The 24,755-nt window shown below is 67.5% G+C and carries 27 protein-coding genes and 1 tRNA gene; 16 read left to right on the top strand and 12 right to left on the bottom strand.

Annotated elements, in window-relative coordinates:
* The first annotated feature begins 145 nt into the window (after positions 1 to 145).
* Both E5A74_RS10805 and E5A74_RS10810 read left to right on the top strand, forming a co-directional pair.
* Positions 146 to 640, top strand: coding sequence for a winged helix-turn-helix transcriptional regulator (locus tag E5A74_RS10805; RefSeq protein ID WP_135984726.1), 495 nt, complete (start codon positions 146 to 148; stop codon positions 638 to 640).
* Between the two features lie 283 nt (positions 641 to 923).
* Entirely contained in the window at positions 924 to 1,568 is a 645-nt protein-coding gene (locus E5A74_RS10810) for a DUF4893 domain-containing protein (protein WP_135984728.1), read from the top strand.
* A gap of 7 nt (positions 1,569 to 1,575) precedes the next feature.
* Here E5A74_RS10810 and E5A74_RS10815 read toward each other — a convergent pair whose 3' ends face one another.
* Positions 1,576 to 2,094, bottom strand: coding sequence for a thermonuclease family protein (locus E5A74_RS10815; RefSeq protein WP_240699763.1), 519 nt, complete (start codon positions 2,092 to 2,094; stop codon positions 1,576 to 1,578).
* Positions 2,095 to 2,374: 280 nt separating this feature from the next.
* On the opposite strand from E5A74_RS10815, the gene E5A74_RS21370 reads away from it, so the two are divergent.
* Positions 2,375 to 2,503 carry a hypothetical protein gene (locus E5A74_RS21370; RefSeq protein ID WP_276469522.1) on the top strand — a complete coding sequence of 43 codons (129 nt, stop codon included), beginning with the start codon at positions 2,375 to 2,377 and terminating at the stop codon, positions 2,501 to 2,503.
* Between the two features lie 57 nt (positions 2,504 to 2,560).
* Here E5A74_RS21370 and E5A74_RS10820 read toward each other — a convergent pair whose 3' ends face one another.
* The 3 genes from E5A74_RS10820 to E5A74_RS10830 form a co-directional block, all read right to left on the bottom strand.
* Positions 2,561 to 4,624 carry a S9 family peptidase gene (locus tag E5A74_RS10820; protein ID WP_135984732.1) on the bottom strand — a complete coding sequence of 688 codons (2,064 nt, stop codon included), beginning with the start codon at positions 4,622 to 4,624 and terminating at the stop codon, positions 2,561 to 2,563.
* A 41-nt stretch (positions 4,625 to 4,665) separates the two neighbouring features.
* Positions 4,666 to 5,532 carry a GGDEF domain-containing protein gene (locus E5A74_RS10825; protein WP_135984735.1) on the bottom strand — a complete coding sequence of 289 codons (867 nt, stop codon included), beginning with the start codon at positions 5,530 to 5,532 and terminating at the stop codon, positions 4,666 to 4,668.
* Between the two features lie 70 nt (positions 5,533 to 5,602).
* Complete coding sequence (locus tag E5A74_RS10830) at positions 5,603 to 6,682, bottom strand: alanine racemase (RefSeq protein ID WP_135984737.1); 1,080 nt, start codon at positions 6,680 to 6,682, stop codon at positions 5,603 to 5,605.
* Positions 6,683 to 6,798: 116 nt separating this feature from the next.
* Here E5A74_RS10830 and E5A74_RS10835 point away from each other — a divergent pair, with 116 nt between their 5' ends.
* The 10 genes from E5A74_RS10835 (at position 6,799) to E5A74_RS10880 (ending at position 15,412) form a co-directional block, all read left to right on the top strand.
* Positions 6,799 to 8,595, top strand: coding sequence for an aminopeptidase P family protein (locus tag E5A74_RS10835; RefSeq protein WP_135984738.1), 1,797 nt, complete (start codon positions 6,799 to 6,801; stop codon positions 8,593 to 8,595).
* Positions 8,596 to 8,906: 311 nt separating this feature from the next.
* A tRNA-Thr gene (locus E5A74_RS10840) sits at positions 8,907 to 8,981 on the top strand.
* A gap of 62 nt (positions 8,982 to 9,043) precedes the next feature.
* Positions 9,044 to 10,156, top strand: coding sequence for an S-(hydroxymethyl)glutathione dehydrogenase/class III alcohol dehydrogenase (locus E5A74_RS10845; RefSeq protein WP_135984740.1), 1,113 nt, complete (start codon positions 9,044 to 9,046; stop codon positions 10,154 to 10,156).
* A 1-nt stretch (position 10,157) separates the two neighbouring features.
* Positions 10,158 to 10,559 carry a VOC family protein gene (locus E5A74_RS10850; RefSeq protein WP_135984743.1) on the top strand — a complete coding sequence of 134 codons (402 nt, stop codon included), beginning with the start codon at positions 10,158 to 10,160 and terminating at the stop codon, positions 10,557 to 10,559.
* A complete protein-coding gene (locus tag E5A74_RS10855; RefSeq protein ID WP_135984745.1) occupies positions 10,556 to 10,912 on the top strand; it encodes a cupin domain-containing protein in 357 nt (118 codons plus the stop codon). The genes E5A74_RS10850 and E5A74_RS10855 overlap by 4 nt, the downstream gene beginning before the upstream one ends.
* Positions 10,912 to 11,757, top strand: a complete 846-nt coding sequence (gene purU / locus E5A74_RS10860) for a formyltetrahydrofolate deformylase (protein WP_135984747.1) — start codon at positions 10,912 to 10,914, stop codon at positions 11,755 to 11,757. Before E5A74_RS10855 ends, purU begins: the two co-directional genes overlap by 1 nt.
* A 160-nt stretch (positions 11,758 to 11,917) precedes the next feature.
* On the top strand, positions 11,918 to 12,751 hold the full coding sequence (gene fghA / locus E5A74_RS10865; RefSeq protein WP_135984749.1) for an S-formylglutathione hydrolase: 834 nt from the start codon (positions 11,918 to 11,920) through the stop codon (positions 12,749 to 12,751).
* Entirely contained in the window at positions 12,748 to 13,968 is a 1,221-nt protein-coding gene (locus tag E5A74_RS10870; protein ID WP_135984751.1) for an NAD(P)/FAD-dependent oxidoreductase, read from the top strand. The genes fghA and E5A74_RS10870 overlap by 4 nt, the downstream gene beginning before the upstream one ends.
* Positions 13,969 to 13,985: 17 nt before the next feature.
* Positions 13,986 to 14,858, top strand: a complete 873-nt coding sequence (locus E5A74_RS10875) for a TraB/GumN family protein (protein ID WP_135984753.1) — start codon at positions 13,986 to 13,988, stop codon at positions 14,856 to 14,858.
* A gap of 71 nt (positions 14,859 to 14,929) precedes the next feature.
* The gene (locus tag E5A74_RS10880; RefSeq protein ID WP_135984755.1) at positions 14,930 to 15,412 is read left to right on the top strand and encodes a DUF1440 domain-containing protein; all 483 of its coding nucleotides are present in this window, start codon (positions 14,930 to 14,932) and stop codon (positions 15,410 to 15,412) included.
* On the opposite strand, the gene E5A74_RS10885 is transcribed toward E5A74_RS10880, so the two are convergent.
* The 5 genes from E5A74_RS10885 to E5A74_RS10900 form a co-directional block, all read right to left on the bottom strand.
* The gene (locus E5A74_RS10885) at positions 15,409 to 16,173 is read right to left on the bottom strand and encodes an exonuclease domain-containing protein (protein WP_135984757.1); all 765 of its coding nucleotides are present in this window, start codon (positions 16,171 to 16,173) and stop codon (positions 15,409 to 15,411) included. The genes E5A74_RS10880 and E5A74_RS10885 overlap by 4 nt on opposite strands.
* Before the next feature lie 70 nt (positions 16,174 to 16,243).
* Positions 16,244 to 16,405 (bottom strand): hypothetical protein, encoded by a 162-nt coding sequence (locus tag E5A74_RS20920; protein WP_166745783.1) that lies wholly within the window; start codon positions 16,403 to 16,405, stop codon positions 16,244 to 16,246.
* Positions 16,406 to 16,479: 74 nt separating this feature from the next.
* On the bottom strand, positions 16,480 to 17,871 hold the full coding sequence (gene pgmG, locus E5A74_RS10890) for a phosphoglucomutase/phosphomannomutase PgmG (protein ID WP_135984759.1): 1,392 nt from the start codon (positions 17,869 to 17,871) through the stop codon (positions 16,480 to 16,482).
* A 96-nt stretch (positions 17,872 to 17,967) separates the two neighbouring features.
* The gene (locus E5A74_RS10895; RefSeq protein ID WP_135984761.1) at positions 17,968 to 18,225 is read right to left on the bottom strand and encodes a J domain-containing protein; all 258 of its coding nucleotides are present in this window, start codon (positions 18,223 to 18,225) and stop codon (positions 17,968 to 17,970) included.
* Positions 18,225 to 18,998: a division plane positioning ATPase MipZ gene (locus E5A74_RS10900; protein ID WP_420822496.1), complete on the bottom strand. Its 774-nt coding sequence runs from the start codon at positions 18,996 to 18,998 to the stop codon at positions 18,225 to 18,227. The genes E5A74_RS10895 and E5A74_RS10900 overlap by 1 nt, the downstream gene beginning before the upstream one ends.
* A 100-nt stretch (positions 18,999 to 19,098) precedes the next feature.
* Here E5A74_RS10900 and panC point away from each other — a divergent pair, with 100 nt between their 5' ends.
* Both panC and E5A74_RS10910 read left to right on the top strand, forming a co-directional pair.
* A complete protein-coding gene (panC, locus tag E5A74_RS10905; protein ID WP_135984765.1) occupies positions 19,099 to 19,947 on the top strand; it encodes a pantoate--beta-alanine ligase in 849 nt (282 codons plus the stop codon).
* A 72-nt stretch (positions 19,948 to 20,019) separates the two neighbouring features.
* Positions 20,020 to 20,316 (top strand): SEL1-like repeat protein, encoded by a 297-nt coding sequence (locus E5A74_RS10910; protein WP_135984767.1) that lies wholly within the window; start codon positions 20,020 to 20,022, stop codon positions 20,314 to 20,316.
* Positions 20,317 to 20,320: 4 nt separating this feature from the next.
* On the opposite strand, the gene E5A74_RS10915 is transcribed toward E5A74_RS10910, so the two are convergent.
* Together E5A74_RS10915 and topA are read right to left on the bottom strand one after the other, a co-directional pair.
* Positions 20,321 to 20,698, bottom strand: coding sequence for a hypothetical protein (locus E5A74_RS10915; RefSeq protein ID WP_168355594.1), 378 nt, complete (start codon positions 20,696 to 20,698; stop codon positions 20,321 to 20,323).
* Positions 20,699 to 20,748: 50 nt separating this feature from the next.
* Entirely contained in the window at positions 20,749 to 23,307 is a 2,559-nt protein-coding gene (gene topA, locus E5A74_RS10920; protein ID WP_135984772.1) for a type I DNA topoisomerase, read from the bottom strand.
* A gap of 102 nt (positions 23,308 to 23,409) precedes the next feature.
* Between topA and E5A74_RS10925 the strand changes: the two genes are divergently transcribed.
* Positions 23,410 to 23,808 (top strand): VOC family protein, encoded by a 399-nt coding sequence (locus tag E5A74_RS10925; protein WP_135984774.1) that lies wholly within the window; start codon positions 23,410 to 23,412, stop codon positions 23,806 to 23,808.
* Here the strand turns inward: E5A74_RS10925 and yghU are convergent.
* Positions 23,805 to 24,707, bottom strand: coding sequence for a glutathione-dependent disulfide-bond oxidoreductase (gene yghU / locus E5A74_RS10930; RefSeq protein WP_135984776.1), 903 nt, complete (start codon positions 24,705 to 24,707; stop codon positions 23,805 to 23,807). The genes E5A74_RS10925 and yghU overlap by 4 nt on opposite strands.
* Between the last annotated feature and the right edge of the window lie 48 nt (positions 24,708 to 24,755).

Raw genomic sequence — 24,755 nt, forward strand, 5'->3', positions numbered from 1 at the left:
CCTCCTGGGGAACCTTTGGACGCAACATCAGTTGCGAATCGATACCTAATTGACATGCAGGTAAGTTGCAAGCAGAAACTATTGCTGCGTTGCAATGCGTTATGCCGTTTCCCTGCATGCGCGAATTGGAGTAGGGTGTTCAGTCATGGGTGGTGCGATCCGAGAGTCGCTGCGCGAGCTGGCGAAAGACTGCAGCCTTCCGGCCGCGCTGGAGGCAATGGGCGAGCGATGGTCGTTCCTGATCCTGCGCGGGTCGTTCAACGGCTTGAACCATTTCGAGGAGTTCCAGTCCGAGCTCGGCATCGCCCGCAACATCCTCGCCAACCGGCTTGCGCGCCTTGTCGACAAGGGAATTCTCGAACGGCGGCCCTGTCCCGAGGATCGGCGCAAGATCGAGTACCGCCTCACCGACAAGGGCTATGCGCTGCTCCCCACGATGATCGCGCTGCGGCAATGGGGCGAGCGCTGGGAGACCTGCGTCCCCGCCTTCCCGGTGCTGGTCGATGCGCGTGACCGCCGCCCGATCGCGCAAGTGACGGTGCAGGCGCACGATGGCCGCGTGCTCCACAAGGGCGATCTGCTCTGGGCGCTGCCCGAAGACGTGGCGGACGACGTGCCCGAGATGCGCGCCGCCGAATAGCGGCCGCAGGGCGCGAAACGCGCCGCGCCCAGTTTTTTCGTTTGCAGTGCAACAAAATCGCGGCTCGGCGATTCTGCCATCACCGATGCCGCGCATGCCAGCGTATCCGGCTGCGGCATCGGTCCGTACCCCGTCACGGATGCGCGCAAGCGGGGCCATTTTCCGGACCGAAACATGCTGCGACGCAACGGTGTAACGCGTCGTTTACCATTCGTTAACTTTCTCCGTTCATCTTTCGGTAACGGTTTTCGACAATCTGGATGTGGTTCGGGAGGGTCCGCCAATGTATCGGCGCATCGCCACGCTTGCCCTGTGCTCGACCTTGGCCGCGTGCGCGACCAAGGCGCCGCCGCGTATCGTGGTGGTGAGCCCCGTCACGATCGAGGAGCCGCCGGCATGGCGGACGTCGATCAAGCGCGAGGACGAGGCGCGGCTGCAGGCGCTGCGCGCGCATTGGGACGGCCTCCACGCCCGCCTCTCGGCGCGCGTCCGCACCGCGCAGGGCAGCCTCGTCGATCCGGCCGCGGGGCTGGATCTGCCCGCGCTGAGCCCGGGTTCGTATCGCTGCCGCGTCGTCCGGTTGCGCACCCCGCCGCGCGGTCCCGCCACGGTTCGCAGTTCCTCGAACGATTTCTGCTTCATCTCGGGCGCGCCCGACGGCGTGGCCTTCGTCAAGCAGACCGGAAATGATCCGGCGGCGGGCTATTTCTACCCCGACGGCAAACGCTATGTCTTTCTCGGCGCGCGCCAGCGCCGCGCGGGCGAGAATTCGGTGGGTTATGGCAACGAGCCGACGCGCGACATGGTCGGCGTGGTCGAGCGCGTCGGCAGCTTCCGCTGGCGCCTCGCGGTCGCCGGGGTGGATGCGCGGCAGGTCGACATCTACGAACTGACTCCGGTGCCCGCCGACCAGCAGCCGAAGAGCTGAGCCGCGGTCAGCACCACGGCCGGCGATGCCCGGTCCAGGTACGCGCCAGCCCTTCGTCCACCATTTGCGCGCCCAGCGACCGCCCGTCGCGCAGCACGACGCGCAACTTGCGGCCGTAGCGGTCGGTATCGCGATCGGTCATCGCGAGCTGCACCGGCCCCGCGTTGAGCAATGCCCGCAACCGCTCGGTCGCGGCGTCGCCCAGCCGTGCTTCCTCTGCGCAGCGCGGCGGATGGGTTTCGGGCGCATCGATATCGGCGATGCGGATGCGTTCGCCGTCCAGCCAGAAGGTGTCTCCGTCGACGACGCAATTGGTCCCGCCGCCGCTGTGGCACGCGCCGAAGCGCCGGCTGATCGTCGCGCCGGCGCCATCGATCTCGATTTCGGTCGCGGTTGCGCCCGGGCGCCCTCCGGGGACGGCGGCCGGCCATTGGAAGGTCGCGCCGAACGCGCCGCCCGCGGCGACGACAAGGGCGAGCGCGATCCGAAAATCGAGCTTGGTGCGGCGGCGCCGAGGCCGACGCAATTGACGGTGGAATTCGAACGCGTGCCGCATCGGGCGAGCCTAGAGCCGGCGGCGTAACCAAAAGGTAGCGTGCTGCGCTGGAGCGAATCCCTTACGCGGTGGCCGCCTCGCGGCGTGCCTCGACAGGGCCGACGGGGGGCAGACGCGGTTCACGGGCAAACGTCTCCGTTTCGGAGCCACTTCCCTCCGAAGCGGACGCTGGCCGTGCCACCATGCGCGCGTGGCGGAAGGTGACACTCCTCGGGTAGAATATGCGTGCGAACGCTGCGGCAGCGTGGCGGTGACGCGCGACGCATGGGCCGAATGGAATCTGGAAAGCCAGGCCTGGGCGCTCAGCGAGATATTCGACTTTGCCTTCTGCCACACCTGCCATCGCGAGACCCGGCTGGCCGAGCGCGCGCGGCGATAGCCAGGCGCGCGTCGGGCTTCCCCGGCCGGCGAAGCGCGCACATCCCCAAACCAGGCGCTATTGCGCCACGCCCAGCTGCCACAGCACGAACGCCATCTCGTCCGCGGCCTCTTTCAGGCTCTCCCAGCGGCCCGATTTGCCGCCATGCCCCGCGCCCATATTGGTCTTGAGCACCAGCACATTGTCGTCGGTCTTGGTGGCGCGCAGCTTCGCCGCCCATTTGGCCGGTTCCCAATAGGTCACCCGCGGATCGTTGAGTCCGCCCGAGATGAACATCGGCGGATAGGGCTGGGCAGTGACGTTGTCGTAGGGCGAATAGGAGCGGATCAGCGCGAAGGCCGCGGCGTCGTCGACCGGGTTGCCCCATTCGGGCCATTCGCCCGGGGTGAGCGGCAGCTCGGCGTCGAGCATCGTGTTGAGCACATCGACGAACGGCACGTCGGCGATCACCGCGCCCCACAGATCGGGGTCGGAATTGACCACCGCGCCCATCAGCTCGCCGCCGGCCGAGCGTCCGGCGATCGCGATCCCCCCCTTGTGCGTGAAACCGCGGTCGATCAGCCCCCTCGCCACGTCGACGAAGTCGTTGAACGTGTTGACGCGCTTCTCGAGCTTGCCGTCGAGATACCATTGCTGGCCGAGATCGTCGCCGCCGCGGATATGCGCGATCGCGAAGGCCATGCCGCGATCGAGGAACGACATCCGGCTGGTCGAGAAGCCCGGCGGGATCGCATAGCCATAGGCGCCATAGGCATAGAGATAGAGCGTGCCGCTGCCGTCGCGCGGGAAGTCGCTGGGATAGACGATCGACACGGGCACCTCGGTGCCGTCGCGCGCGGTGATCTTCAGCCGCTCGGTGCCATATTTCGACGCGTCATAGCCGCTCGGGATCTCCTGCACCTTCAATGTGGTGACCGCCCCGGTGGCGACGTCATAGTCCTGCACCGTGCCGGGGGTGACCATCGATTCATAGCTCAGCCGCAGCTTGTCGACGGCATATTCGGGATTGTCGCCCAGCCCGGCGACATAGCTCGCCTCGGGGAAGGTCAGCCGCACCGGCGCGATCGCCGGATCGTAGCGGTGCAGCTCGACCTGATCGAGCCCGTCCTCGCGGCCCTCGACGATGAAGAAGTCGGCAAAGCAGGTCACGCCGGTCATGTAGAAATGCGGCGACGGGGCGATGCGCTCGTGCCATTCGCCGGGAGCGTCGACCGATGCCGTCACCAGCCGGAATTGCGGATCCACGTCGTTGGTGTGGATGAACAGCGTGCCGTCATGCTCGTCGACATCATATTCGCGCCCCGGCTGGCGCGGACTCACGCAGCGCAGCGGCGCGGCAGGATCGTCGGCGGGCAGCAGATACACCTCGCTGGTGACGTGATCGCCGGTCGCGACGACCAGATAGTTGCGCGAGCTCGTCTCGCCCACCGCGACGCGATAGCCCTCATCGGCTTCCTTGAAGAGCTCGACATCGTTCTCGACCGGCTCGCCGAGCTTGTGCCAGCGGGCATTGTCGGTACGCCAGTTCTCGTTGGCGACGCCGTAGAGGAAGCCCATGGAGTCGCTCGTCCAGACGATTTCGGAGAGCATGCCGGGGATCGTCTCGGGGAGCAGTTCGCCGGTCACGAGATCCTTGACCCGAACTTCGAAGCGCTCCGAGCCATTGTCGTCGACGGCATAGGCTAGATAGCGCCCGTCATGGCTGACGCTGAACGCGCCCAACCGGAAATATTCCTTGCCCTCGGCGAGCGCCGGCTCGTCGAGGATCAGCTGGTCGTCACCGCCGGCAACCGGCTTGCGCCACCAGCGCGGATATTCGCCACCGGTCTCGAAATCGGTCCAGTAGAGCCAGTCGCCGTCCTTCTGCGGCACGGTCGATTCGTCTTCCTTGATCCGCCCGCGCATCTCCTCGAACAGTTTCGCGCTCAAAGGCTTGAGGGGCGCCATCACCTTTTCGAAATAGCCGTTCTCCGCCTCGAGATAGGCGAGAACGTCCTTGTCGGTGACCTCGGGATAGCCGGGATCGCGCAGCCATGCCCAGGGATCGTCGATCGTGGCGCCGTGCGCGGTGAAGCTGTGGGGGCGCGTCGCGGCGACGGGGGGCGGGGGGAGATCGGTCATCGCCTGCCCATATCGCAGCTTGGCGCCGTGTCGAACCCCCGTCAGGCGAGCGGGAGCAACACCTGCCCGGGCCGGCCCGCGCACGCCACCCGGCTCCGTCCCGCCTGCCGCGCGACCGCGAGCGCGTCGTCGGCGCTGGCGAGAGTCGCGTCGATGCCGTCGCCGCCGAAGCGGCAGACGCCGGCGGAGAAGGTCAGCGCCTCGCCGTCGAGCAGAATCAGCGGGTTGACGATCAGGCGGCGGGTGACGCGGCTCAGCACGCCGGCCGCCTCGTCCTCGGTGGCGCCCCGGAACAGCACCGCGAACTCCTCGCCGTCCCAGCGCGCGATCAGGTCGCCGCGGCGCAGCTCGGACGAAAGCCGGCCGGCAAAGTCGCGCAGCACCCGGTCGCCCACTTCATGGCCGAACTGATCGTTGATCCGCCGGAAGCCGTTGAGGTCGAGCAGCGCGATCGCGCCGCGGCGCTCCGCGGGCAGCAGATCGGCGATGTCGGAGAGAAAGCCGTGGCGGTTGCGGATGCCGGTGAGCAGATCCTCTTTGGCGGCGAGGTCGCGCTCGCGCGAACGCGCCTCGGCGGTGTTCAGCGGGCCGAGCAGGCTGCCGACCACATCCTCGCGCCGGCGCGACGGCCGGGCGATCGGGACGCTGCGCAGCCCGGGCGCCTCCGGCGCGTCCTGTGCGAAGGGCAACCGCGCCAGCACCGAGCCGACTCCGCCCAGCGCGATCACCGCGCCCGCCAGCGTCGCGAGCGCCAGCAGCGCGAATTCGCCGAGCGCGAGCTTGCCCGTGGCCGCGCTCCAGCCGATCCAGGCGAGCAGCGGCAGATGCGTCGCGGCGCAGCACGATGCGAACAGCCGCAGCCGCAGGCGATAGGGAAAGGCGGAGGAGGTGGCGAAATAGAAGCGCATCGATCGGCATTCTGATCGCCGCCGCTCAAAATATTCGGAACACGCAAGCTTAACGCGGCGGAAGCCAGTCTCAGCTCGAGCAGCCGCGCGCGGTGACCGGCCAGCTATCGACGATCATGCCGCCGTCGAGCACGAAATAGCGATCGTAGAGATTGACCGTCGGATCGCAGTGCGGCGGCATCAACGACACACGCGCACCGAGTTGCGGCAATCCGTCGCCGCGCAGCGCGCCATGCTCGTCGCCGGTGAAGGCATAGCCGCTGCCGTCCGGCGCGCCGGCCAGCACCACCGGCACGCCGGCATCGGTCGCGAACGCCTTGAGGCCGGCGTCGATCGTCACCATGCCCGGCGTGTTCGCGCTGACCACGGTCGCGTCGACGAACAGCGCCGGCTCGAAGCGCGGTCCGGCCAGCTCGCAATCGACATATTCGCGGTCGAGAAAGATGTACGATCCCACCTGCAGCTCGGTGAACAGCCCCAGCGATGCGTCGATCGCGAAGGTGCCGGTGCCGCCGCCGGTGACGATCGGCACGGCGAACCCCGCATCGCCCAGCGCATCGAGCACCCCGCGCAGATAGTCGGTTCGCTCGACGATCGCCGCGCGCCGTTCGGCGAGGCTCTGGATATGCTGGTGCGATCCGCAATAAAATTGCACCCCGCCGAGCACGAGCGTCCCCGTCGCGGCGATCGCCCGTGCGAGCGCGACCGCCGCCGCCGCCGAGGTCACGCCGGTGCGATGGCTGCCGGGATCGACGTCGATGAACACGGTCAGGCCGCCGGCGGCGGCGCCGATCGCGCGGGCGTTGTCGGGATGGTCGATCACCACCGAAAGCGCGATCCGCCGGCTGAGCGCGGCGAGCCGTTCGATCGCCGCGGGGGTGACCACCGGCGAGGTGAGGTGGATGTTCGCGACGCCGTCCGCGGCCAGCGCCTCGGCTTCGGCGAGCTTGGCGCAGCAGATCCCGGCCGCGCCCGCCGCGATCTGTCGCCGTGCGATCTCGCCGCTCTTGTGCGTCTTGGCGTGCGGCCGCAGCGCCACGCCTTGCGCTTCGGCAAAGGCGGCCATCGCCGCGATGTTGCGGGTCAGCGCGGCGCGATCGACGATCAGCGCGGGAGTGGCAAGGTCGCGGCGGGGCAGGGGAACGGTCATGCCCGAGGCATAGCGCTTCCCATTCGCGATTCCATCGGCCAAACGATCGGCAACGAAGCCGCCGACTCACGCGCGTCGATCCCGAAGTCCGCGGCACCCGATTTCGAGGAACCGCCATGTCCCGCTATGCCGACCGTCTCCACGCCCTTCGCGAGCAGCTGAAGCGCGATCGGCTCGACGGCTTCGTCGTCCCGCTCACCGACGAGCATATGTCCGAATATGTCGGCGCCTATGCCCAGCGCCTCGCCTGGCTCACCGGCTTCCAGGGCAGCGCTGGCAGCGCGGTGGTGCTCTCCAGCGAGGCGGCGATCTTCACCGACGGGCGCTATACGCTCCAGGTCCGCCAGCAGGTCTCGGCCGATCATTGGCAATATGTCCCCGTGCCGCAGGTGAGCATCGCCGGCTGGCTCGGCGAGCACGCCCCCGAAGGCGGTCGCATCGGCTATGATCCGTGGCTGCACACCCGCGCCTGGGTCGAGGAAGCGCGCAAGGCGCTCGCCGAGAAGGGCGCCGATCTGGTCGCGGTCGACACCAATCCGGTCGATGCGGTCTGGCCCGATCGTCCCGCGCCGTCGGACGCGACCCTCACGGTTCAGGACAATGCCGCCGCCGGGCGCACCTCCGCCGCCAAGCGCGCCGAGATCGCCGAGTGGCTCTCCGCGCGGAAAGCCGACGCGGTGGTGCTCTCGGCGCTTGATTCGATCGCGTGGGCATTCAACATCCGCGGTAACGACGTCAGCCACACGCCGGTCGCGCTCGCCTATGCGATCGTCAATGCCGACGGCACCGCCGATCTGTTCGTCGCCCCCGAGAAAATTACCGACGCGATCCGCCAGCATCTCGGCAATGCGATTCGCGTCCATGATCGCGCCGCCTTCGCGCCGGCGCTCAAGGACTTTGCCGGCAAGCGCGTCGCCGCCGATCCCGAGCGCGCGGTCGCCGCGATCTTCGACGCGCTCGATGCCGGCGGCGCGAAGGTGCTGAGCCAGCGCGACCCGGTGGTGCTCGCCAAGGCGCTCAAGAATCCCGCCGAGATCGCCGGACACAAATCGGCGCAGGCGCGTGACGGCGCGGCGCTGGTCCGCTTCCTCAAATGGTTCGAGGAGACCGCGCCCGCTGGCGGGCTCACCGAGATGTCGGCGGCGGACAAGCTCCGGCAATTTCGCGAGCAGACCGGCCTGCTCAAGGATCTGAGCTTCGACACCATTTCGGCCACCGGCCCCAATGGCGCGATCCCGCACTACAAGGTCACCGACGAATCGAACCTGCCGATCGAGACCGGCCAGCTCTACCTCGTCGATTCGGGCGGCCAATATGCCGACGGCACCACCGATGTGACGCGCGTCGCACCCGTCGGCGAACCGACCCCGGAGATGCGCGACCGCTTCACCCGCGTGCTCAAGGGGCATATCGGTATCGCCACCGCGATCTTCCCCGAAGGCACCACCGGCGCGCAGCTCGACAGCTTCGCCCGCGCGCCGCTCTGGGAAGTCGGGCTCGATTACGGCCACGGCACCGGCCACGGCGTCGGTGCCTATCTCTCGGTCCACGAAGGGCCGCAGCGCATCGCCCAGCCCTTCTATCCGGGCGGGCAGAGCCTCGAGCCGCTGCGCGCCGGCATGTTCCTCTCGAACGAGCCCGGCTATTACAAGGCTGGCGAATACGGCATCCGCATCGAGAATCTGGTGCTGGTCGTCGAGGCCGCGATTGCCGGGGCCGAGCAGCCGATGCTCGCCTTCGAGACGCTCACCTTCGCGCCGATCGAACGGCGGCTGATCGCGCCTGCGCTGTTAACCTCAAAGGAACTTCAGTGGGTTAATACCTACCACGCGCGGGTCATGGGAGTGGTCGGCCCGTTGCTGAGTGAGGAAGAAAGGCAATGGCTGGAAGCGAAGGTCGCGCCAATCGAGTGATGTGGTTTCTCGCGGGTGCCGTCACCATGGCGGTCTATCTGATGGGTCCCCACGCCCTCATCGACAAGGGCTATGACCTGACATCCTTCGCGGCGGGCTGGGTACAGTCGCGCTGAGAATCGCCGTGATCGGCCGCCTGCGCGCGCGCCTGCGCCTTGCGTTTCCGTAGATTCGTCCGCAGCGCTTCGGCCAGTCGGGCCTGTTTTTCGGCATCGCTCATAATAAGTCTCGATAAACCGGCCGGCTTCGGGTTGACAATCGGTCGCCCCCAAGCACATAGGCCCCTCCCGCCCGGTCCCGGACCGGCGAGTGCTGCCGTAGCTCAGTGGTAGAGCGCATCCTTGGTAAGGCTGAGGTCGTGAGTTCAATCCTCACCGGCAGCACCATTTTCCCTCCTTGCAACCGCCGGTCGGTTCCCCGATCAGGCGCCTGAGCAAGGAGATGCCGCATGAAGACCCGCGCCGCCGTCGCATTTGAAGCGAAGCAGCCGCTCGAGATCGTCGAGCTCGACCTCGAAGGCCCCAAGCCCGGCGAGGTGCTGGTCGAGATCATGGCCACCGGCATCTGTCATACCGATGCGTACACGCTGGACGGGCTCGATTCGGAGGGGCTGTTCCCCAGCGTGCTCGGCCATGAAGGCGCGGGCATCGTCCGCGAAGTCGGTCCCGGCGTCACTTCGGTGAACCCCGGCGATCATGTCATCCCGCTCTACACCCCCGAATGTCGCCAGTGTAAGTCGTGCCTCTCGGGCAAGACCAACTTGTGCACCGCGATCCGCGCGACCCAGGGCAAGGGGCTCATGCCCGACGGCACCTCGCGGTTCAGCTACAAGGGCCAGACGATCTTCCATTACATGGGCTGCTCGACCTTCTCGAACTTCACCGTGCTGCCCGAGATCGCCGTCGCGAAGATCCGCGAGGACGCGCCGTTCCAGACCAGCTGCTATATCGGCTGCGGCGTCACCACCGGGGTCGGCGCGGTGGTGAATACCGCCAAGGTCCAGGTCGGCGACAATATCGTCGTGTTCGGGCTGGGCGGCATCGGCCTCAACGTGCTCCAGGGCGCGAAGATGGCGGGGGCTGGACGGATCATCGGCGTCGACATCAATCCCGACCGCGAGGAATGGGGCCGCCGCTTCGGGATGACCGATTTCATCGACGGCCGCGGCAAGTCGCGCGAGCAGACCATCGCCGAGATCCTTGCGCTCACCGACGGCGGCGCGGACTATACCTTCGACTGCACCGGCAACACCGAAGTTATGCGCACCGCGCTGGAGGCCTGCCACCGCGGCTGGGGCACCAGCATCATCATCGGCGTGGCCGAGGCGGGAAAGGAGATCGCGACGCGGCCGTTTCAGCTGGTCACCGGGCGCAACTGGCGCGGGACGGCGTTCGGCGGCGCCAAGGGTCGGACCGATGTGCCGAAAATCGTCGACTGGTACATGAACGGCAAGATCCAGATCGACCCGATGATCACCCATGTCCTGACGCTCGACGAGATCAACAAGGGCTTCGATCTGATGCATGCCGGCGAGAGCATCCGCAGCGTGGTGGTCTACTGAGATGTTCAATCATATCGTCCTCGGCTCGAACGACATCGAGCGCTCGAAAAGCTTCTACACCGCGGTGCTCGGCACGCTCGGCTATGCCGGCGAGCCGCTGCGCAACGTCGGTCCGGGCGGGCAGACCCGGCTGTTCTTTCGTCACAAGGACGGCACGCTCGGCATCACCGAGCCGATCGACGGCGAACCGGCGACCTGCGCCAATGGCGGCACGATCGGGTTCAGATGTGCGTCGGCGGAGGAAGTGCGGCAGTTCCACGATGTCGCGATCGCGCATGGCGGCACCTCGATCGAGGACCCGCCCGGCCTGCGCGACGGCGGCGCGCTCGGGCAGATGCACCTCGCCTATGTCCGCGACCCCGACGGCAACAAGCTCTGCGCGATCTGGCGCCTGCCGGCATGAACGAGCCGGTCAATCTCGATGCGAAGTTCGCCAGCTTCTCCGAGCATTGGGCGCCGCGCCGCGTGGCAAGTTATAACGGCAACGACATCCGCATCGTCAAGGTCGCGGGCGAGTTCGTCTGGCATGCCCATGACGATACCGACGACTTTTTCCTCGTGCTCGACGGCGAGCTCGACATCGAGCTGCGCGACCGCACCGTCACGCTGGGTCCGGGCGAGCTCTTCGTCGTTCCGCGCGGTGTCGAGCATCGCCCGGTCGCGCGCCGCGGCGAGGTGCGGATGATCAACATCGAGCCCGGTGGCACGCACAATCTCGGTGACGATTCGCCGCAGCGCCCGGTGATCGACGGCTGATGCCGCCCTCGTGGATCCTGACGCTCGACTGCACCGATCGGCCCGGCATCGTCGCCGCGGTCAGCGGCTTTCTGGCCGAGCGCGGCGGGTTCATTCTCGACAGCCAGCAATATGCCGATCTCGATGCCGGCCGCTTCTTCATGCGAGTTGAGTTCAAGGCGGTGGATGCGCCGTTCGAGGCCGCGAAGTTGCGGCAAGCCTTCTCGCCGGTCGCCGAGAAGCTGGCGCTCGATTGGGAGCTGTCCGACGCGGCCCAGCGCCCGCGCGTGCTGATCGCAGTCTCGCAAGGGTCGCATTGCCTCAACGATCTGCTCCATCGTTGGCAGACGCGCTCGCTCGGCGTCGAGATCGTCGGCGTCGTCTCGAACCACGATACGCTGCGCGCGCTCACCGAATGGCACGGTCTCCCGTTCACACTGCTGCCTGCGGGCAAACAGGCGCAGGAAACCGCGTTGCTCGAACAGTACGAGGCGCTGGACGCCGACTATCTGATCCTCGCGCGCTACATGCAGATATTGTCACCCGCGCTGGCCGAACGGCTGGCGGGCCGCTGCATCAACATCCATCACAGCTTCCTGCCCAGCTTCAAGGGCGCGCGCCCCTATCACCGCGCGCACGAGCGCGGGGTCAAGCTGATCGGCGCGACGGCGCATTTCGTCACCAGCGATCTCGACGAGGGGCCGATCATCGAGCAGGCGGTCGAGCGGATCGATCACCGCGCCTCGGTCGACGACATGATCCGCATCGGCCGCGACATCGAGGCGCAGGTGCTCGCCCGGGCGGTGCAATGGGTCGGCGCACGGCGGGTGTTCCTCAACGGCATCCGAACGATCGTGTTTCGATGAGTATGCGTTCCGCGATCGGTGTGATCCTCCCCCGGAGGGGGAGGTGGCAGCCGCAGGCTGACGGAGGGGTATTATCCACGAGCGGCATCGCCTGCGGAGAATACCCCTCCACCGCTTCGCGGTCCCCCTCCCCCTCCGGGGGAGGATAGAGAGAGGTACAATGGAAACGCTGAGCCAGAACAAGTCACACGGCGGAACGCAGGGTGTGTACCGCCACGCGTCGCTGGTCACCGGCACCGACATGACCTTCTCGGTCTATGTGCCGGAGCATGTGCGCGGCACCAGGCTGCCGGTGCTCTGGTATCTGTCGGGGCTCACCTGCACCCACGCCAACGTCACCGACAAGGGCGAGTATCGCCGCGCCTGCGCCGAGCAGGGGGTTATCCTCGTCGCGCCCGACACCAGTCCGCGCGGCGAAGGCGTACCCGATGACGAAGCCTATGATTTCGGGCAGGGTGCGGGCTTCTATGTCGACGCGACCGAGGCGCGCTGGGCCTCGCATTTCCACATGCGCGCCTATCTCGAGCAGGAACTGCCCGCGCTGGTCGCCGCCGAATTCCCGGCGGACATGGAGCGGCAGGGGATCACCGGCCATTCGATGGGCGGGCACGGCGCGCTCACCATCGCCTTGCGCAACCCGGACCGCTTCCGCAGCGTCTCGGCCTTCGCGCCGATCGTCGCGCCCAGTGTCGTGCCGTGGGGCGAGAAGGCGCTCACCGGCTATCTCGGCCCGGATCGCTCCAACTGGCGCGCCTATGATGCCTGTGCGCTGATCCTCGACGGCGCGCGCGTGCCCGAACTGCTCGTCGATGTCGGCGATGCCGATCAATTCCTCCACGAGCAGCTCCGCCCCGAATTGCTGCGCGCCGCCTGCGATGCTGCGGAGATCGATCTGACGCTGCGGCTCCAGCCCGGCTACGACCATAGCTATTACTTCATCTCCAGCTTCATGGCCGATCATATCGCGTGGCATGCCGAGCGGCTGAAGGCATGAGCCGTTACGATGTCCTGATCGTCGGTGCCGGCCATGCCGGCGCGCAGGCGGCGATCGCACTCCGCCAGAACAAGTTCGCCGGCAGCATCGCCTTGCTCGGCGACGAGCCCGAGTTCCCCTATGAGCGCCCGCCGCTCTCCAAGGAGTATCTCGCAGGAGACAAGCCGTTCGAGCGGCTGCTGATCCGCAACGCCGCCTTCTGGGAAGAGCGCGAGGTGACGCTGCTCCCAAACCGCACCGCGGTCCGGGTCGATCCGATCGCGCACGGCGTCGGCACCGCCGATGGCGATATGATCGGTTATGGCCAGCTGGTCTGGGCGGCGGGCGGCAAGCCCCGCCGGCTCGCCTGCGCGGGCGGCGATCTCGTCGGCGTGCATACCGTGCGCACCCGTGCCGATGTCGACCGGATGATCGCCGAGCTGCCCGACGTCGCCCGCGTCGCGGTGATCGGCGGCGGCTATATCGGGCTCGAGGCGGCGGCGGTGCTCGCGAAGCTCGGGCGGCAGGTGGTCGTGCTCGAGGCGCTGGACCGCGTCCTCGCGCGCGTCGCCGGCGAACCGCTGTCGCGCTTTTTCGAGGACGAGCATCGCGCCCATGGCGTCGAGATCCGGCTCGGCGTCGCAGTCGAGTCGATCGAAGGCGCGGACCGCGTCACCGGCGTCCGGCTCGCCGATGGCGAGGTTCTGCCCGCCGAAATGGCAATCGTGGGCATCGGTATCGATCCCGCGGTCGCGCCGCTGCTCGATGCCGGCGCGAACGGTGGCAATGGCGTGCTCGTCGACGCGCAATGCCGCACCTCGCTGGCGGACATCTTCGCGGTCGGCGATTGCGCGCTTCACGCCAATCGCTTCGCCGGCGATCGCTGCATCCGGCTCGAATCGGTCCAGAACGCCAATGATCAGGCGACCGTCGCGGCGAAGACCATTTTCGGGATCGAGGCCGCCTATGACGCCGTCCCATGGTTCTGGTCGAACCAGTATGACCTCAAGCTCCAGACCGTCGGCCTCGCGACCGATCACGACGCGGCACTGGTGCGCGGCGATCCCGCCGCGCACAGCTTTTCGGTAATCTATCTGCGCGAGGGTCGCGTGATCGCGCTCGATTGCGTGAATGCCACGCGGGACTATGTCCAGGGGCGCAAGCTCGTGCTCGAAGGGGCGGTGATCGATCCGGCGCTGCTCGCCGACGCCGCCACCCCGCTCAAGGACCTCGCCTGAACCGGAGTAGGAAGTCGATGTTGAAGTTGCTGACGGCCCTCGCCTGGCTCGCCGTGCCCGCCGCGCAGGCACAGGCGGTCAAGGATGCCGATCCCGCGCTGTGGGTGGTCAAGGATTCGGATACGACCATCTATCTGTTCGGCACGGTCCATGTGCTCAAGCCGGGGCTCAGCTGGTTCGACGAGGCGGTCAAGACCGCGTTCGACAAGAGCGACACGCTGGTGATCGAGATGGTCGAGCCCGATGCCGCGACGATGCAGGGGCTGATCATGAAGACCGCGGTCAACCCGTCCGGCCCAACGCTCACCGAAAGGCTCCCCGCCGACAAGCGCGAGGCCTATGCCAAGGTGGTGGCCGATGTCGGCGTTCCTGCCATCGCGCTCGATCGCTTCGATCCGTGGTTCGCCGCGGTGACGCTGACCGTCGCGGGGCTGCCCAGGCTCGGCTATGATCCGGCCCACGGCGCCGAGCGCACGCTCACCGATGCCGCGAGGGCGGCGAACAAGCAGCTCGTCGGCCTCGAGACTCCCGAACAGCAGCTCGGCTATTTCGATACGCTGCCCGAGCCGCTCCAGATCAAGTTCCTCGTCTCGACGATCGACGATTATCCGGAGATGGGCGCCGAGCTCGACAAGATGGTCGCCAGCTGGTCCGCCGGCGATCCCGACAGGCTCGCCGAGACGATGAACGAAGGTATGCGCGAAACCCCCGAGATCGCCAAAATCCTGCTCGCCGATCGCAACGCGCGCTGGGCCGAATGGATCGATAAGCGGCTCGCGACGCCGGGCACCGTGTTCATGGCGGTCGGCGCGGGGCATCTCGCCGGCCCCGACGGCGTCCAGGCGCAGCTTGGGAAGCACGGGCTGCGCGCCACCCGCGTCAAATATTGAACCCTTTCCGCCCGGGCTGAACCCGAATGCCCTCGCGGACGTTCGGGCAGTCCACCGCCACGGAGCAGCGCATGGCCAAGCAACCGCGTCCCTTTCTCGGCCTGTTCGTCGGCATCGCCGCGGGAGTCGTCGCTTCCGCCGCGATGGCGGCGTTCCAGGCGCAGGCGCAGAAACTGCTTCCCGATGAGGGCGGCGACGACGATCCGGCGACGGTCAAGGCAGCCGACATGGCGAGCGAGGCGGTGATCGGCGATCCGGTTCCCGAGCCTTATCGCGAGCAGGCGGGGCAGGCGGTCCATTACATCGCAGGCGCGGTGATCGGCGGCATTTACGGGGTCCTCACCGAGTACAAGCCAGAGGCGAGCGCCGGCTTCGGCGGCGCCTATGGCGTCGCTACCGCGGCGTTGTTCGACGAGGCAGTGGTCCCGGCCACGGGGCTCGCGCCGTCCCCCGACGAGACGCCGCTCGCCACCCACGCCTATAGCGCGGCATCGCATCTCGTTTACGGCTGGGTGCTCGAAGGGATGCGCTGGCTGATCGCCGGCAAGCGCTAGAGCAGCAATTCCTGCGTCGAGGCGTTGCGCCCGACCGGGCCGCCGCCGATGCGCCGGATATGCTCCTGCTGCGCGGTGTGGCGCACATCGACGTCGCGGTCGTTGAGGAAAACGGCGAGCGAATCGTCGTCGATCTCGCTCCATTCCTTGCCGCGATCGGGGCCGTAGCGCACCCGCGGCAACAGCCCCGGCTCCTTCGACCACGCGATCAACTGCGCGACGCTCGCCTCGTTGAGCATGTCGCGCAGATGGTGCGCGGTCACATAGGCGTCGGGAAAGGCGCGGTGCGCGGGCAGCCCGCGCTCGTGCACCAGCCCCTCGGGCTTGCGCCAATAGCGCAGCATCTGGTTCGAAAAACCCGGCGAGCGCGGCCACAGCCGCATCGCGCACTTCCACGTGCAGATCCAGTCGGCGCCGCGGGTGAGCGCGGAGGTGCAGAATTGCTGCTCGAAATCGGCGCGGTGCGCAGCCAGCGCGACGCGGCGCGGCCAGGGATCGAGCACCGGCCGCGCGACATCGTGCCACCACGGCGCGTCGGCGACGTCCTCGTCGCGGATATGGTGCACCGCCATGGTCAGCGGCGGGATCTGGCGGCCCGGATTGACCATCCGGTTGCCGCCGTCGCCTTCGATCTCCCAGCGACCGTCGGGCTGGAGCGCGACGTCCTGCCAGCCGATCTCGCACACGCCATGGGTCGGCGGCGCCTGGCCGGTGGTTTCGAGATCGATCACGCGGATGATGGAAGGGGCGCGGGAGGCCATGCCGGCTAGGTGGGGCGTGCCGCCGCGAAATGCCAGCCGAAACTTGCCGTCACCGCAATCCCGGCGCGAATCATGCGTCGTCGTTGACGCTCAGGCGTTCGTCGCGCGCCCTGTGCCGCTGCAGCAGATCGTCGGTGCGCTCGGCCAGTTCCTTGGTCGCGGCGATGCTCTCGCGGAGCCCTGCCTGCGCGTCCTCGATCTCGGCGATGTTGTTGATATGCTTGTCAGTCACGGCCCAAATCCCACTCGGACGGTTAAACCCTTGATGCAAATCAAGGTTCCTCCCGTCCGGGCGGTTCGTCGGGATTAGTGCCCGGCTTGTGGACCGCGCGCCAGCCCGCTCGCGGCGAGCTGAGCGTCGATCTGCGCGAGCAGCCGATCGAGCCCTTCCTGGCTCTTCGCCTCGGCGCGCGCGACGAGCACGTCCTGCGTGTTCGACGCGCGCAACAGCCACCAGCCATCGGCGGTGTTCACCCGCGCGCCGTCGGTGCGGTTGACGTCGGCACCTTCGGCCTCGAGCCGGTCGAGCACTTCGTCGATCACCGCGAACTTGCGCGATTCGTCGACCTGGAAGCGCATCTCGGGGGTGTTGATCATCGCCGGCATCGCGTCCTTGAGCGCGGTCAGCGACTTGCCCGTCGAATGCACCGCGCGGATCAGCTGGACTGCGGCGAACTGCGCGTCGTCATAGCCGTAATAGCCGTAGAAGCCGTCGGCGAAGAAGATGTGGCCGCTCATCTCGCCGGCGAGCGGCGCGCCGGTCTCCTTCATCTTGGTCTTGATCAGGCTGTGGCCGGTCTTCCACATCACCGGCTCGCCGCCGAGTTCGGCGATGCGGTCGTAGAGCGCCTGGCTCGCTTTGACGTCGGCGATCACGGTCGCGCCCGGCTCGGCCTTGAGCAGCGGCTCGGCGAGGATCGAGAGGATCTGGTCGCCCCAGATCACCCGGCCCTGCCCGTCGATCGCGCCGAGCCGGTCACCGTCGCCGTCGAAGGCGAGCCCGAAATCGAGCTGCTTCTCGGCAACCAGCCGCTTGAGATCGGCGAGATTCTTCTCCTCGGTGGGGTCGGGATGGTGGTTGGGGAAAGCGCCGTCGACTTCGGTGAACAGCGTGAAATGCTCGCCGGGCAGCTGCGCGACCAGCTTCTCGATCACCGGGCCGGCGGCGCCGTTGCCGGTATCCCAGCCGATGCGATAGGCGCCCCCGGCATAGCCCGCGACCAGCCGGCCGACATAGGCGTCGAGGATGTCGTAGTCGGTGACGGTGCCGCTGCCTTCCTCCCAATCGCCGTCGGCGGCGTTCCGCCCGAGCGTCTGGATGTCCTCGCCGAAGAAGGGGCGGTGCTGGAACACCATCTTGAAGCCGTTATAGTCGCCGGGATTGTGGCTGCCGGTGATCTGGATGCCGCCGTCCACCTCGAGCGTCGCCTCGGCATAATAGAGCATCGGGGTCGGGCCGAGGCCGATGCGCACCACGTCGCAGCCCGACGCGGTCAGCCCCTCGACCAGCGCCGCCTCGAATTCGGGCGAGGATACGCGGCCGTCGCGGCCGACGGCGACGCGATGCCCGCCGGCGCGGCGCAGCAGCGTGCCGAAGCTGCGCCCGATCGCGCGCGCATCGGCGGCGCCGAGCGTCTTCCCCACGATCCCGCGAATGTCATATTCGCGCAGGGAAGTGGGGTCGAAACGGTGCGTCATGATACCTCCGGAAAAGCTGGTGCCCGCCTAAATCGCGAGCGTCGCGAAAGTTCAATTGCGCAGGCGTAACAAGGGCAAATCGGCGGCCTGTGGCGGCTATGCGCCGCGTCGAAGCAACGTGTCGCGCGCGGCATTGATCCGCCGCGTCAGCTCGGCCGATCCGCCCTTGTCGGGATGCACCGCGCTGACCAGCCGGCGATGCGCGCTGCGGATCGCTTCGGCATCGGCATTGGCGGACACGCCGAGGATCGCGCGTGCCTCGTCCTCGGGCATGCGCGGCTTGCGGGGCTTGGGCTTGAGCAGCAGGTGATAGAGCGCGGCGAGGATCAGCGCCGCGAGGATCGCCTTTGCCATCAGGCGAACAGCGGCATGGCGACTTCGGGAAGCGCCAGGCCCGCCATCATCTCGCGCAGCTCCTGCCGCGCGGCGACGTGGCTCAGCCCCATCTCGCCGAACTCTCGGCTGTCGAGCATGGTCAGCCCCTGCGGGAACAGCTCGCGATAGATCACGCGCTCGGAAAGCCCCGAGATCACCCGGAAGCCGACGCGCTTGGAGAGCTGGTCGATCGCCTCGGAGACGCGGCGCATGTTGCGCGCCTCGATGTGCTGCATGCGGTTGCGCAGCACCACCCAGTCGATCGTCTCGCCATCGGCCTTCGCGCGCCGCTTGCGCGATTCCCAGATCAGCTCCGAATAGAAGCTCGGGCGCGAGACCTTGAACGTCTCGGGGTCGACATGGCCGATCAGGTCGAAATCGACGAAGCTGTCGTTCATCGGCGTCACCAGCGTGTCGGCATTGGTGACCGCGATGCGGGCGAATTTGTCGTCGCGGCCGGGCGTGTCGATGACGAGGAAGTCGGCCTGCCCGCCGAGCCGCTCGAGCGTCTCGGCGAAGAAATCCATGCTCTCGCCGTCGTGCGTCTCATATTCGGGCATCGGCAGCTCGCGGCCCATGCGCTTGATCGTGGCGCGGCGATTGTCGAGGTAGCGGCCGAGCGTGCGCTGGCGGTGATCGAGGTCGAAACAGGCCACCCGCGCGCCCTTGGCGGCGAGCGCAATCGCCGCATGGACTGCCGTGGTCGACTTGCCGGTGCCGCCCTTCTCGTTGGCAAAAACGAGCACGTGCAAGCGCTTAGCTCCGTCGGTCAAGCCCACAACTTCCTTTATTGATCCTGCCGCCCGCGCCCCATAGAAGGCCGCGCTCCTGTCTTATCGAAAGTGCTCAAGCGTGCAAACCGTCCGTCAACTCGTCGATCTTCGCGCCGGCGTCGCCGCCTGGCGCGCGGCGGGCGAACGCGTCGCGCTGGTGCCGACCATGGGCGCCCTGCATGACGGGCATATGGCGCTGGTCGAGGCGGCGAAGCGCGCGGCCGATCGGGTCGTCGTCTCGATCTTCGTCAATCCGAAGCAGTTCGGGCCCAACGAGGACCTCGCCAAATATCCGCGCAAGGAGCTCGCCGATTCGCGGATGCTCGCTGCTGCCGGCGTCGATCTGCTGTGGCTGCCGCCGGTCGAGGAGATGTATCCGGAAGGTTTCGCGACCAGCGTCTCGGTCAGCGGCGTCAGCGAAGTGCTCGACGGCGCGCACCGTCCCGGCCATTTCGACGGCGTCGCCACCGTGGTTGCCAAGCTGTTCAACCAGGTCCGCCCCGATGTCGCGCTGTTCGGCGAGAAGGACTGGCAGCAGCTCGCGGTGATCCGCCGGCTGGTGGCCGATCTCAATCTCGAGCTCGAAATCCACGGCGTGCCGACCCAGCGTGAGGATGACGGGCTCGCGCTCTCCTCGCGCAATGTCTACCTCGTCCCCGAGGATCGCGCCCGCGCGGTCGCGCTGCCGCGCGCGCTGGGCGTCGCCGAGCGGGCGATCGCCAAGGGCGGCGATCCCGAAGCGGCGCTGGCGCAGGCGCGCGAGATGCTCGCCGCGGCGGGGTTCGAAGTCGACTATGTCGCGCTGACCGACGCCGATACGCTCGGCGAACCGGTCGAGGGGCGCCCGATGCGGCTGCTCGCCGCGGCGCGGATCGGCGGCACCCGCCTGATCGACAATATCCCGGTGAATACGAACGATTACGGTTAACCCCGTTAACCTTTTGTTTCCCGCTTACCTGCCAATCCTTGCAACATTGAGGATAACAGCGGGTGAGCAGTTATGGGCAACAGTCTCAAGAGCGCACGTTTTCTCGTCGAGAGCCGTCTGCGTGACGCGACGCGCGGCGACGCCAAGGCGTGTTTCGATCTCGGGATCGTCTATTCGAGCGGCGCCGAGGGCGTCGATGTCGATCTGATCGAAGCGCACAAATGGTTCAACATCGCCGCCGTGTCGGGCAGCGAGCGCGCCGCCGAGTGCCGCGCCGAGATTTCCGAGGACATGACCGCGCGCGAGATCATCGAGGCGCAGAAGGCCGCGCGTGCGTGGCTGCGCGGCTTCGAGGTCCGCGCCGCCTGAGGTTTCAGGCGTGCCCGTCCGCGAGGCAGGCGTCGATGAACCTGCGGTCGGACCGGTACAGCGCGGCGCCGTCGCGCGTGTAGAAGCGCAGGACGCGTTCGTCTCCCGCTTCGATGACTTCGATTCGCATATGTCGCGCGGGATTCTCGGCGAACGAGACCGCCGGCGCATCGGCGTTGGTCTGCCATGCGCCGTCCTTGCGCCGAATCCCCAGCCCCTCGACTCGCCCTTGCTCGAGGCAGTCACGCAAATCCTCGGCAAACATGCTGCTACGCGCTTCGAAACTGAGCCTTGAGCGCGCGGCCTCCTTGCCCGCCAGCGCGGCGGACATCCAGAACACCCATGCCAGCAGCCCGACGACGAGCAGGAAACTGACAGTCACCCCCGCGCGGAGTGCGAGCGAAGCACGCGGAACCGGGGTTTCCGCCAAGGCTATTTCTTCGCCGCTGCTTTCTTGGGCGCTGCCTTCTTCTTCGGGGCGGCCTTTTTCTTGCCCTTGCCCTTGGCCGGACCCGCCGCGGCGCGCGCGTCGATCAGCTGGGCGGCCTCCTCGAGCGTTAGCTGATCCTTGTCGATCGACTTGGGCAAGGTCGCGTTGGTCTCGCCGTCGGTGACATAGGCGCCGTAACGGCCGTCCATCAGCTTGATCTCGGCCTCGGTGCGCGGATGCTTGCCGAGGATCTTGAGCGGCTCGCGCGCCGCGCCGCGCGCCGGACGGCCCGCGCCGCTCGCGGCCTCGGCGAGCTTGACCACCGCCGCGTTCATGCCGGTCTCGAACACCTCGGCGGTCGATTGCAGCCGGGCGTACTTGCCCTCATGCGCGAGATAGGGGCCGTAGCGGCCGATCGACGCGGTGATCGGGCTGCCGGTTTCGGGATGATTGCCGATCGTGCGCGGCAGCTTGAGCAACTTGAGCGCCCATTCGAGATCGAGCTCGATATCCTTGGGGATCGAGGCGCGCGGCGCCTCCTTGCCCTCGCCGAGCTGAATGTACGGCCCGAACCGCCCCGATTTGCGTTCGACCGGAAGCCCGGTGTCGGGGTCGTTGCCCAGCACTTCGGGGCCGCTGTCCTCGCCCTCGGCGCCGCCCGGCTGGGCGAAGCGCCGGGTGAACTTGCACTCGGGATAGTTGGAGCAGGCGATGAACGCGCCGAAGCGCCCGCCGCGCAGCGACAGCCGGCCGTTGCCGCAATTGGGGCAGAGCCGCGGATCGCTGCCATCGGCCTTTTGCGGGAAGAGATAGGGCGCGAGGAACTCGTCGAGCGCGGCGGTGATGTCCGACGGCTTCTGCTCCATCACCTCGGCGGTGCGCGGCTTGAAGTCGCGCCAGAACTCTTCGAGCACTTCCTTCCATTCGGCGCGCCCGCCCGAGACGTCGTCCAGCTCCTCCTCGAGCTCGGCGGTGAAGTCGTACGAGACGTATTTCTGGAAGAACCGCTCGAGGAACGCCGTCAGCAGCCGGCCCGATTCCTCGGCGAAGAAGCGGTTCTTCTCGACGCGGACATAGGCGCGATCCTTGAGCACCTGGATGATCGACGCATAGGTCGAGGGGCGGCCGATGCCGAGCTCCTCGAGCCGCTTGACCAGCGATGCCTCGGAGAAGCGCGGCGGCGGCTGGGTGAAGTGCTGCTCGGCGTTGACCGCCTTCTTTGCGGGCGCGTCGCCCGCGGACATGCGCGGCAGGCGGCGCGAATCCTCGTCGGCATCCGCGTCGGCCTGTTGGCCAGAGCGGCCAACCGGGTCGTCGCGGCCTTCCTCGTAGAGCGCGAGATAGCCGGGGAAGAGCACGACCTGCCCGGTGGCGCGCAGGCCGTGCTGGCCGGTGCCGTCCTCGAGATCGATCGTGGTGCGCTCCATCCGCGCCGACGCCATCTGGCTGGCAAGCGCGCGTTTCCAGATCAGGTCGTAGAGCCGCCCGTGATCGCCAGACCCCGCCTTGTCCTTGGAGAAGTCGGTCGGGCGGATCGCCTCGTGCGCTTCCTGCGCATTCTTGGCCTTGGTCTGATACTGGCGCGGCTTGTCGGGGACGTAGCTGCCGTCATAGCGGGTCGCGATCGCTTTGCGGGCTTCCTGGATCGCGCCGCCGTCCATCTGGACGCCGTCGGTACGCATATAGGTGATCGCGCCATCTTCGTAGAGGCCTTGGGCGATGCGCATCGTGTGGCTCGCCGAGAAGCCGAGCTTGCGCGCGGCTTCCTGCTGCAGCGTCGAGGTGGTGAAGGGAGGCGGCGGGTTGCGCGTCGCCGGTTTGGTCTCGACCGACGCGACCGAGAAGCGGCCTTCCTCGACCGCCTTCTTTGCGGCGAGCGCGGTGCCCTGATCGCCGATCGACAGCCGATCGAGCCTGTCGCCCTTGTACTTGACCAGCCGCGCCTGGAACGGCGTGCCGTCCTGCTCCATCTCGGCGGTGACCGACCAATATTCCTGCGCCTTGAAGCCTTCGATCTCGCGCTCGCGCTCGACGATGAGGCGCAGCGCGACCGACTGGACGCGGCCGGCCGACTTGGCGCCGGGCAGCTTGCGCCATAGCACCGGAGAGAGCGTGAAGCCGACGAGATAGTCGAGCGCGCGGCGGGCGCGATAGGCGTCGATCAGATCGGTATCGAGCTCGCGCGGCGCCTTCATCGCCTCGAGGATCGCGGGCTTGGTGATCGCGTTGAAGGTGACCCGCTCGACTTCCTTGGGGAGCGCCTTCTTGTTCCTGAGCACTTCCTGGACGTGCCAGCTGATCGCCTCGCCTTCGCGATCGGGGTCGGTCGCGAGGATCAGTCGGTCGGCCTTCTTGGCCTCGTCGGCGATCGCCTTGAGCTGCTTGCCCTTGTCGGCATAGGTTTCCCACTCCATCGAGAACCCGGCATCGGGGTCGACCGAGCCGTCGCGCGCCGGCAGGTCGCGGACATGGCCGTAGGAAGCGAGGACGCGATAGTCCTTGCCGAGATATTTCTCGATGGTCTTCGCCTTGGCCGGCGATTCTACGATGACGAGTTGCATGAGCGGTTCTGGGCTTCCTTACGCGTACGCGTGTAAGGTGGGGAGGAGCGGCGGGGGCCGTCAAGCCGCGGAACGGCGTGACGGCTGGCAGGTTCTCGCTTCATGCTCGATCATACCGGCATTGTCGTCACCGATCTCGCGCTGGCGCGGCGCTTCTACGATGCGATCGCTGGCGCGCTCGGGCTCGCGACGATCAGCAACGGCCCCGAAAGCTTCCTGTTCGGCAAGAGCGCGGCCGAGCCGATCCCCTATCTGTGGATCGGCACCCTGCGCCCCTCTTACTGGGTCGAGGGCTCGCGCGCCGGGATCAACCAGATGCATGTCGCCTTCCGCGCCGGGAGCGAGGCGATGGTGCAGGCCTTCCACGCCGCCGGGCTGGCGGCGGGCGGCCGCGACCATGGCCCGCCGGGACCGCGCGACGGGGTGCCGGGCTATTACGGCGCCTTCCTGCTCGATCCCGACGGGAACAACATCGAAGCCTGCTATCGCAGCAACTTCTAGGCGCCGGCCGCCTTCATGCGCGCGCGGATCGCGTCGATATCGGCGGCCGAATGGCGCTCGGCGAGGCGGTACTCCTCGGGGCCCGAGCCGCGATTGACCAGCCGGCCGCGCTGCACCGGCTCGCGCGCGGCGACTTCGCCGGCCCAGCGGTTGAAATGGGTGTATTCATCGGTGTTGAGGAACTCGGCCGCGCCGGCATAGGCATCGCCGCGCGCCACGCCGCCATACCAGGGCCAGACCGCCATGTCGGCGATCGTATAGTCGTCGCCGGCGAGAAAGCGGTGCTCGGCGAGATGTGTGTCGAGCACGTGGAACTGGCGCTTCACTTCCATCGCATAGCGGTTGATCGCATATTCGATCTTGAACGGCGCATAGACGTAGAAATGGCCGAAGCCGCCGCCGAGAAACGGCGCCGAGCCCATCTGCCACATCAGCCAGCTCAGCGTCCGCGCGCGCTTCGCCGGATCGCTCGGCAGGAACGCGCCGAACTTCTCGGCGAGATAGATCAGGATAGCGCCGCTCTCGAAGATCGGCAGCGCCGGATCGACCGAGCGATCGACGAGCGCGGGGATCTTCGAATTCGGATTGATTGCGACGAAGCCGCTGCCGAACTGGTCGCCCTGGCCAATATCGATCTTCCACGCGTCATATTCGGCGCCGGCATGGCCCGCGGCGATCAGCTCCTCGAGCAGGATCGTCACTTTCTGGCCATTGGGGGTGCCCTGCGAATAGAGCTGGAGCGGATGCTTGCCGATCGGCAGATCCTTGTCGTGCGTCGCGCCCGAGACCGGGCGGTTGATGTTGGCGAACTGGCCGCCGCTCGGCTGCTCCCACGTCCAGACCTTGGGCGGCACATAACCGACGGGCTGGTTGAGGGCGGGATCGGGGGCGTCGGCCATTTGGAGTCTCCCTGGAAAGCAGGACGATTGCTGGCGACGATGTAGGCG

It is taken from the genome of Sphingomonas naasensis (genome assembly GCF_004792695.1).
GTDB classification, from domain to species: Bacteria; Pseudomonadota; Alphaproteobacteria; order Sphingomonadales; family Sphingomonadaceae; genus Sphingomonas; species Sphingomonas naasensis.

Coding starts and splice junctions, on each gene's coding strand:
- E5A74_RS10880 (WP_135984755.1), top strand. CDS start 14,930: ATGGCCAAGCAACCGCGTCCCTTTCTCGGCCTGTTCGTCGGCATCGCC.
- pgmG (WP_135984759.1), bottom strand. CDS start 17,871: ATGACGCACCGTTTCGACCCCACTTCCCTGCGCGAATATGACATTCGC.
- fghA (WP_135984749.1), top strand. CDS start 11,918: ATGGAAACGCTGAGCCAGAACAAGTCACACGGCGGAACGCAGGGTGTG.
- E5A74_RS10845 (WP_135984740.1), top strand. CDS start 9,044: ATGAAGACCCGCGCCGCCGTCGCATTTGAAGCGAAGCAGCCGCTCGAG.
- purU (WP_135984747.1), top strand. CDS start 10,912: ATGCCGCCCTCGTGGATCCTGACGCTCGACTGCACCGATCGGCCCGGC.
- E5A74_RS10850 (WP_135984743.1), top strand. CDS start 10,158: ATGTTCAATCATATCGTCCTCGGCTCGAACGACATCGAGCGCTCGAAA.
- E5A74_RS10870 (WP_135984751.1), top strand. CDS start 12,748: ATGAGCCGTTACGATGTCCTGATCGTCGGTGCCGGCCATGCCGGCGCG.
- yghU (WP_135984776.1), bottom strand. CDS start 24,707: ATGGCCGACGCCCCCGATCCCGCCCTCAACCAGCCCGTCGGTTATGTG.
- E5A74_RS10925 (WP_135984774.1), top strand. CDS start 23,410: ATGCTCGATCATACCGGCATTGTCGTCACCGATCTCGCGCTGGCGCGG.
- E5A74_RS10895 (WP_135984761.1), bottom strand. CDS start 18,225: ATGGCAAAGGCGATCCTCGCGGCGCTGATCCTCGCCGCGCTCTATCAC.
- E5A74_RS10805 (WP_135984726.1), top strand. CDS start 146: ATGGGTGGTGCGATCCGAGAGTCGCTGCGCGAGCTGGCGAAAGACTGC.
- E5A74_RS10830 (WP_135984737.1), bottom strand. CDS start 6,682: ATGACCGTTCCCCTGCCCCGCCGCGACCTTGCCACTCCCGCGCTGATC.
- E5A74_RS10835 (WP_135984738.1), top strand. CDS start 6,799: ATGTCCCGCTATGCCGACCGTCTCCACGCCCTTCGCGAGCAGCTGAAG.
- E5A74_RS10855 (WP_135984745.1), top strand. CDS start 10,556: ATGAACGAGCCGGTCAATCTCGATGCGAAGTTCGCCAGCTTCTCCGAG.
- E5A74_RS10820 (WP_135984732.1), bottom strand. CDS start 4,624: ATGACCGATCTCCCCCCGCCCCCCGTCGCCGCGACGCGCCCCCACAGC.
- topA (WP_135984772.1), bottom strand. CDS start 23,307: ATGCAACTCGTCATCGTAGAATCGCCGGCCAAGGCGAAGACCATCGAG.
- E5A74_RS10810 (WP_135984728.1), top strand. CDS start 924: ATGTATCGGCGCATCGCCACGCTTGCCCTGTGCTCGACCTTGGCCGCG.
- E5A74_RS10885 (WP_135984757.1), bottom strand. CDS start 16,173: ATGGCCTCCCGCGCCCCTTCCATCATCCGCGTGATCGATCTCGAAACC.
- E5A74_RS10875 (WP_135984753.1), top strand. CDS start 13,986: ATGTTGAAGTTGCTGACGGCCCTCGCCTGGCTCGCCGTGCCCGCCGCG.
- E5A74_RS10910 (WP_135984767.1), top strand. CDS start 20,020: ATGGGCAACAGTCTCAAGAGCGCACGTTTTCTCGTCGAGAGCCGTCTG.
- E5A74_RS10825 (WP_135984735.1), bottom strand. CDS start 5,532: ATGCGCTTCTATTTCGCCACCTCCTCCGCCTTTCCCTATCGCCTGCGG.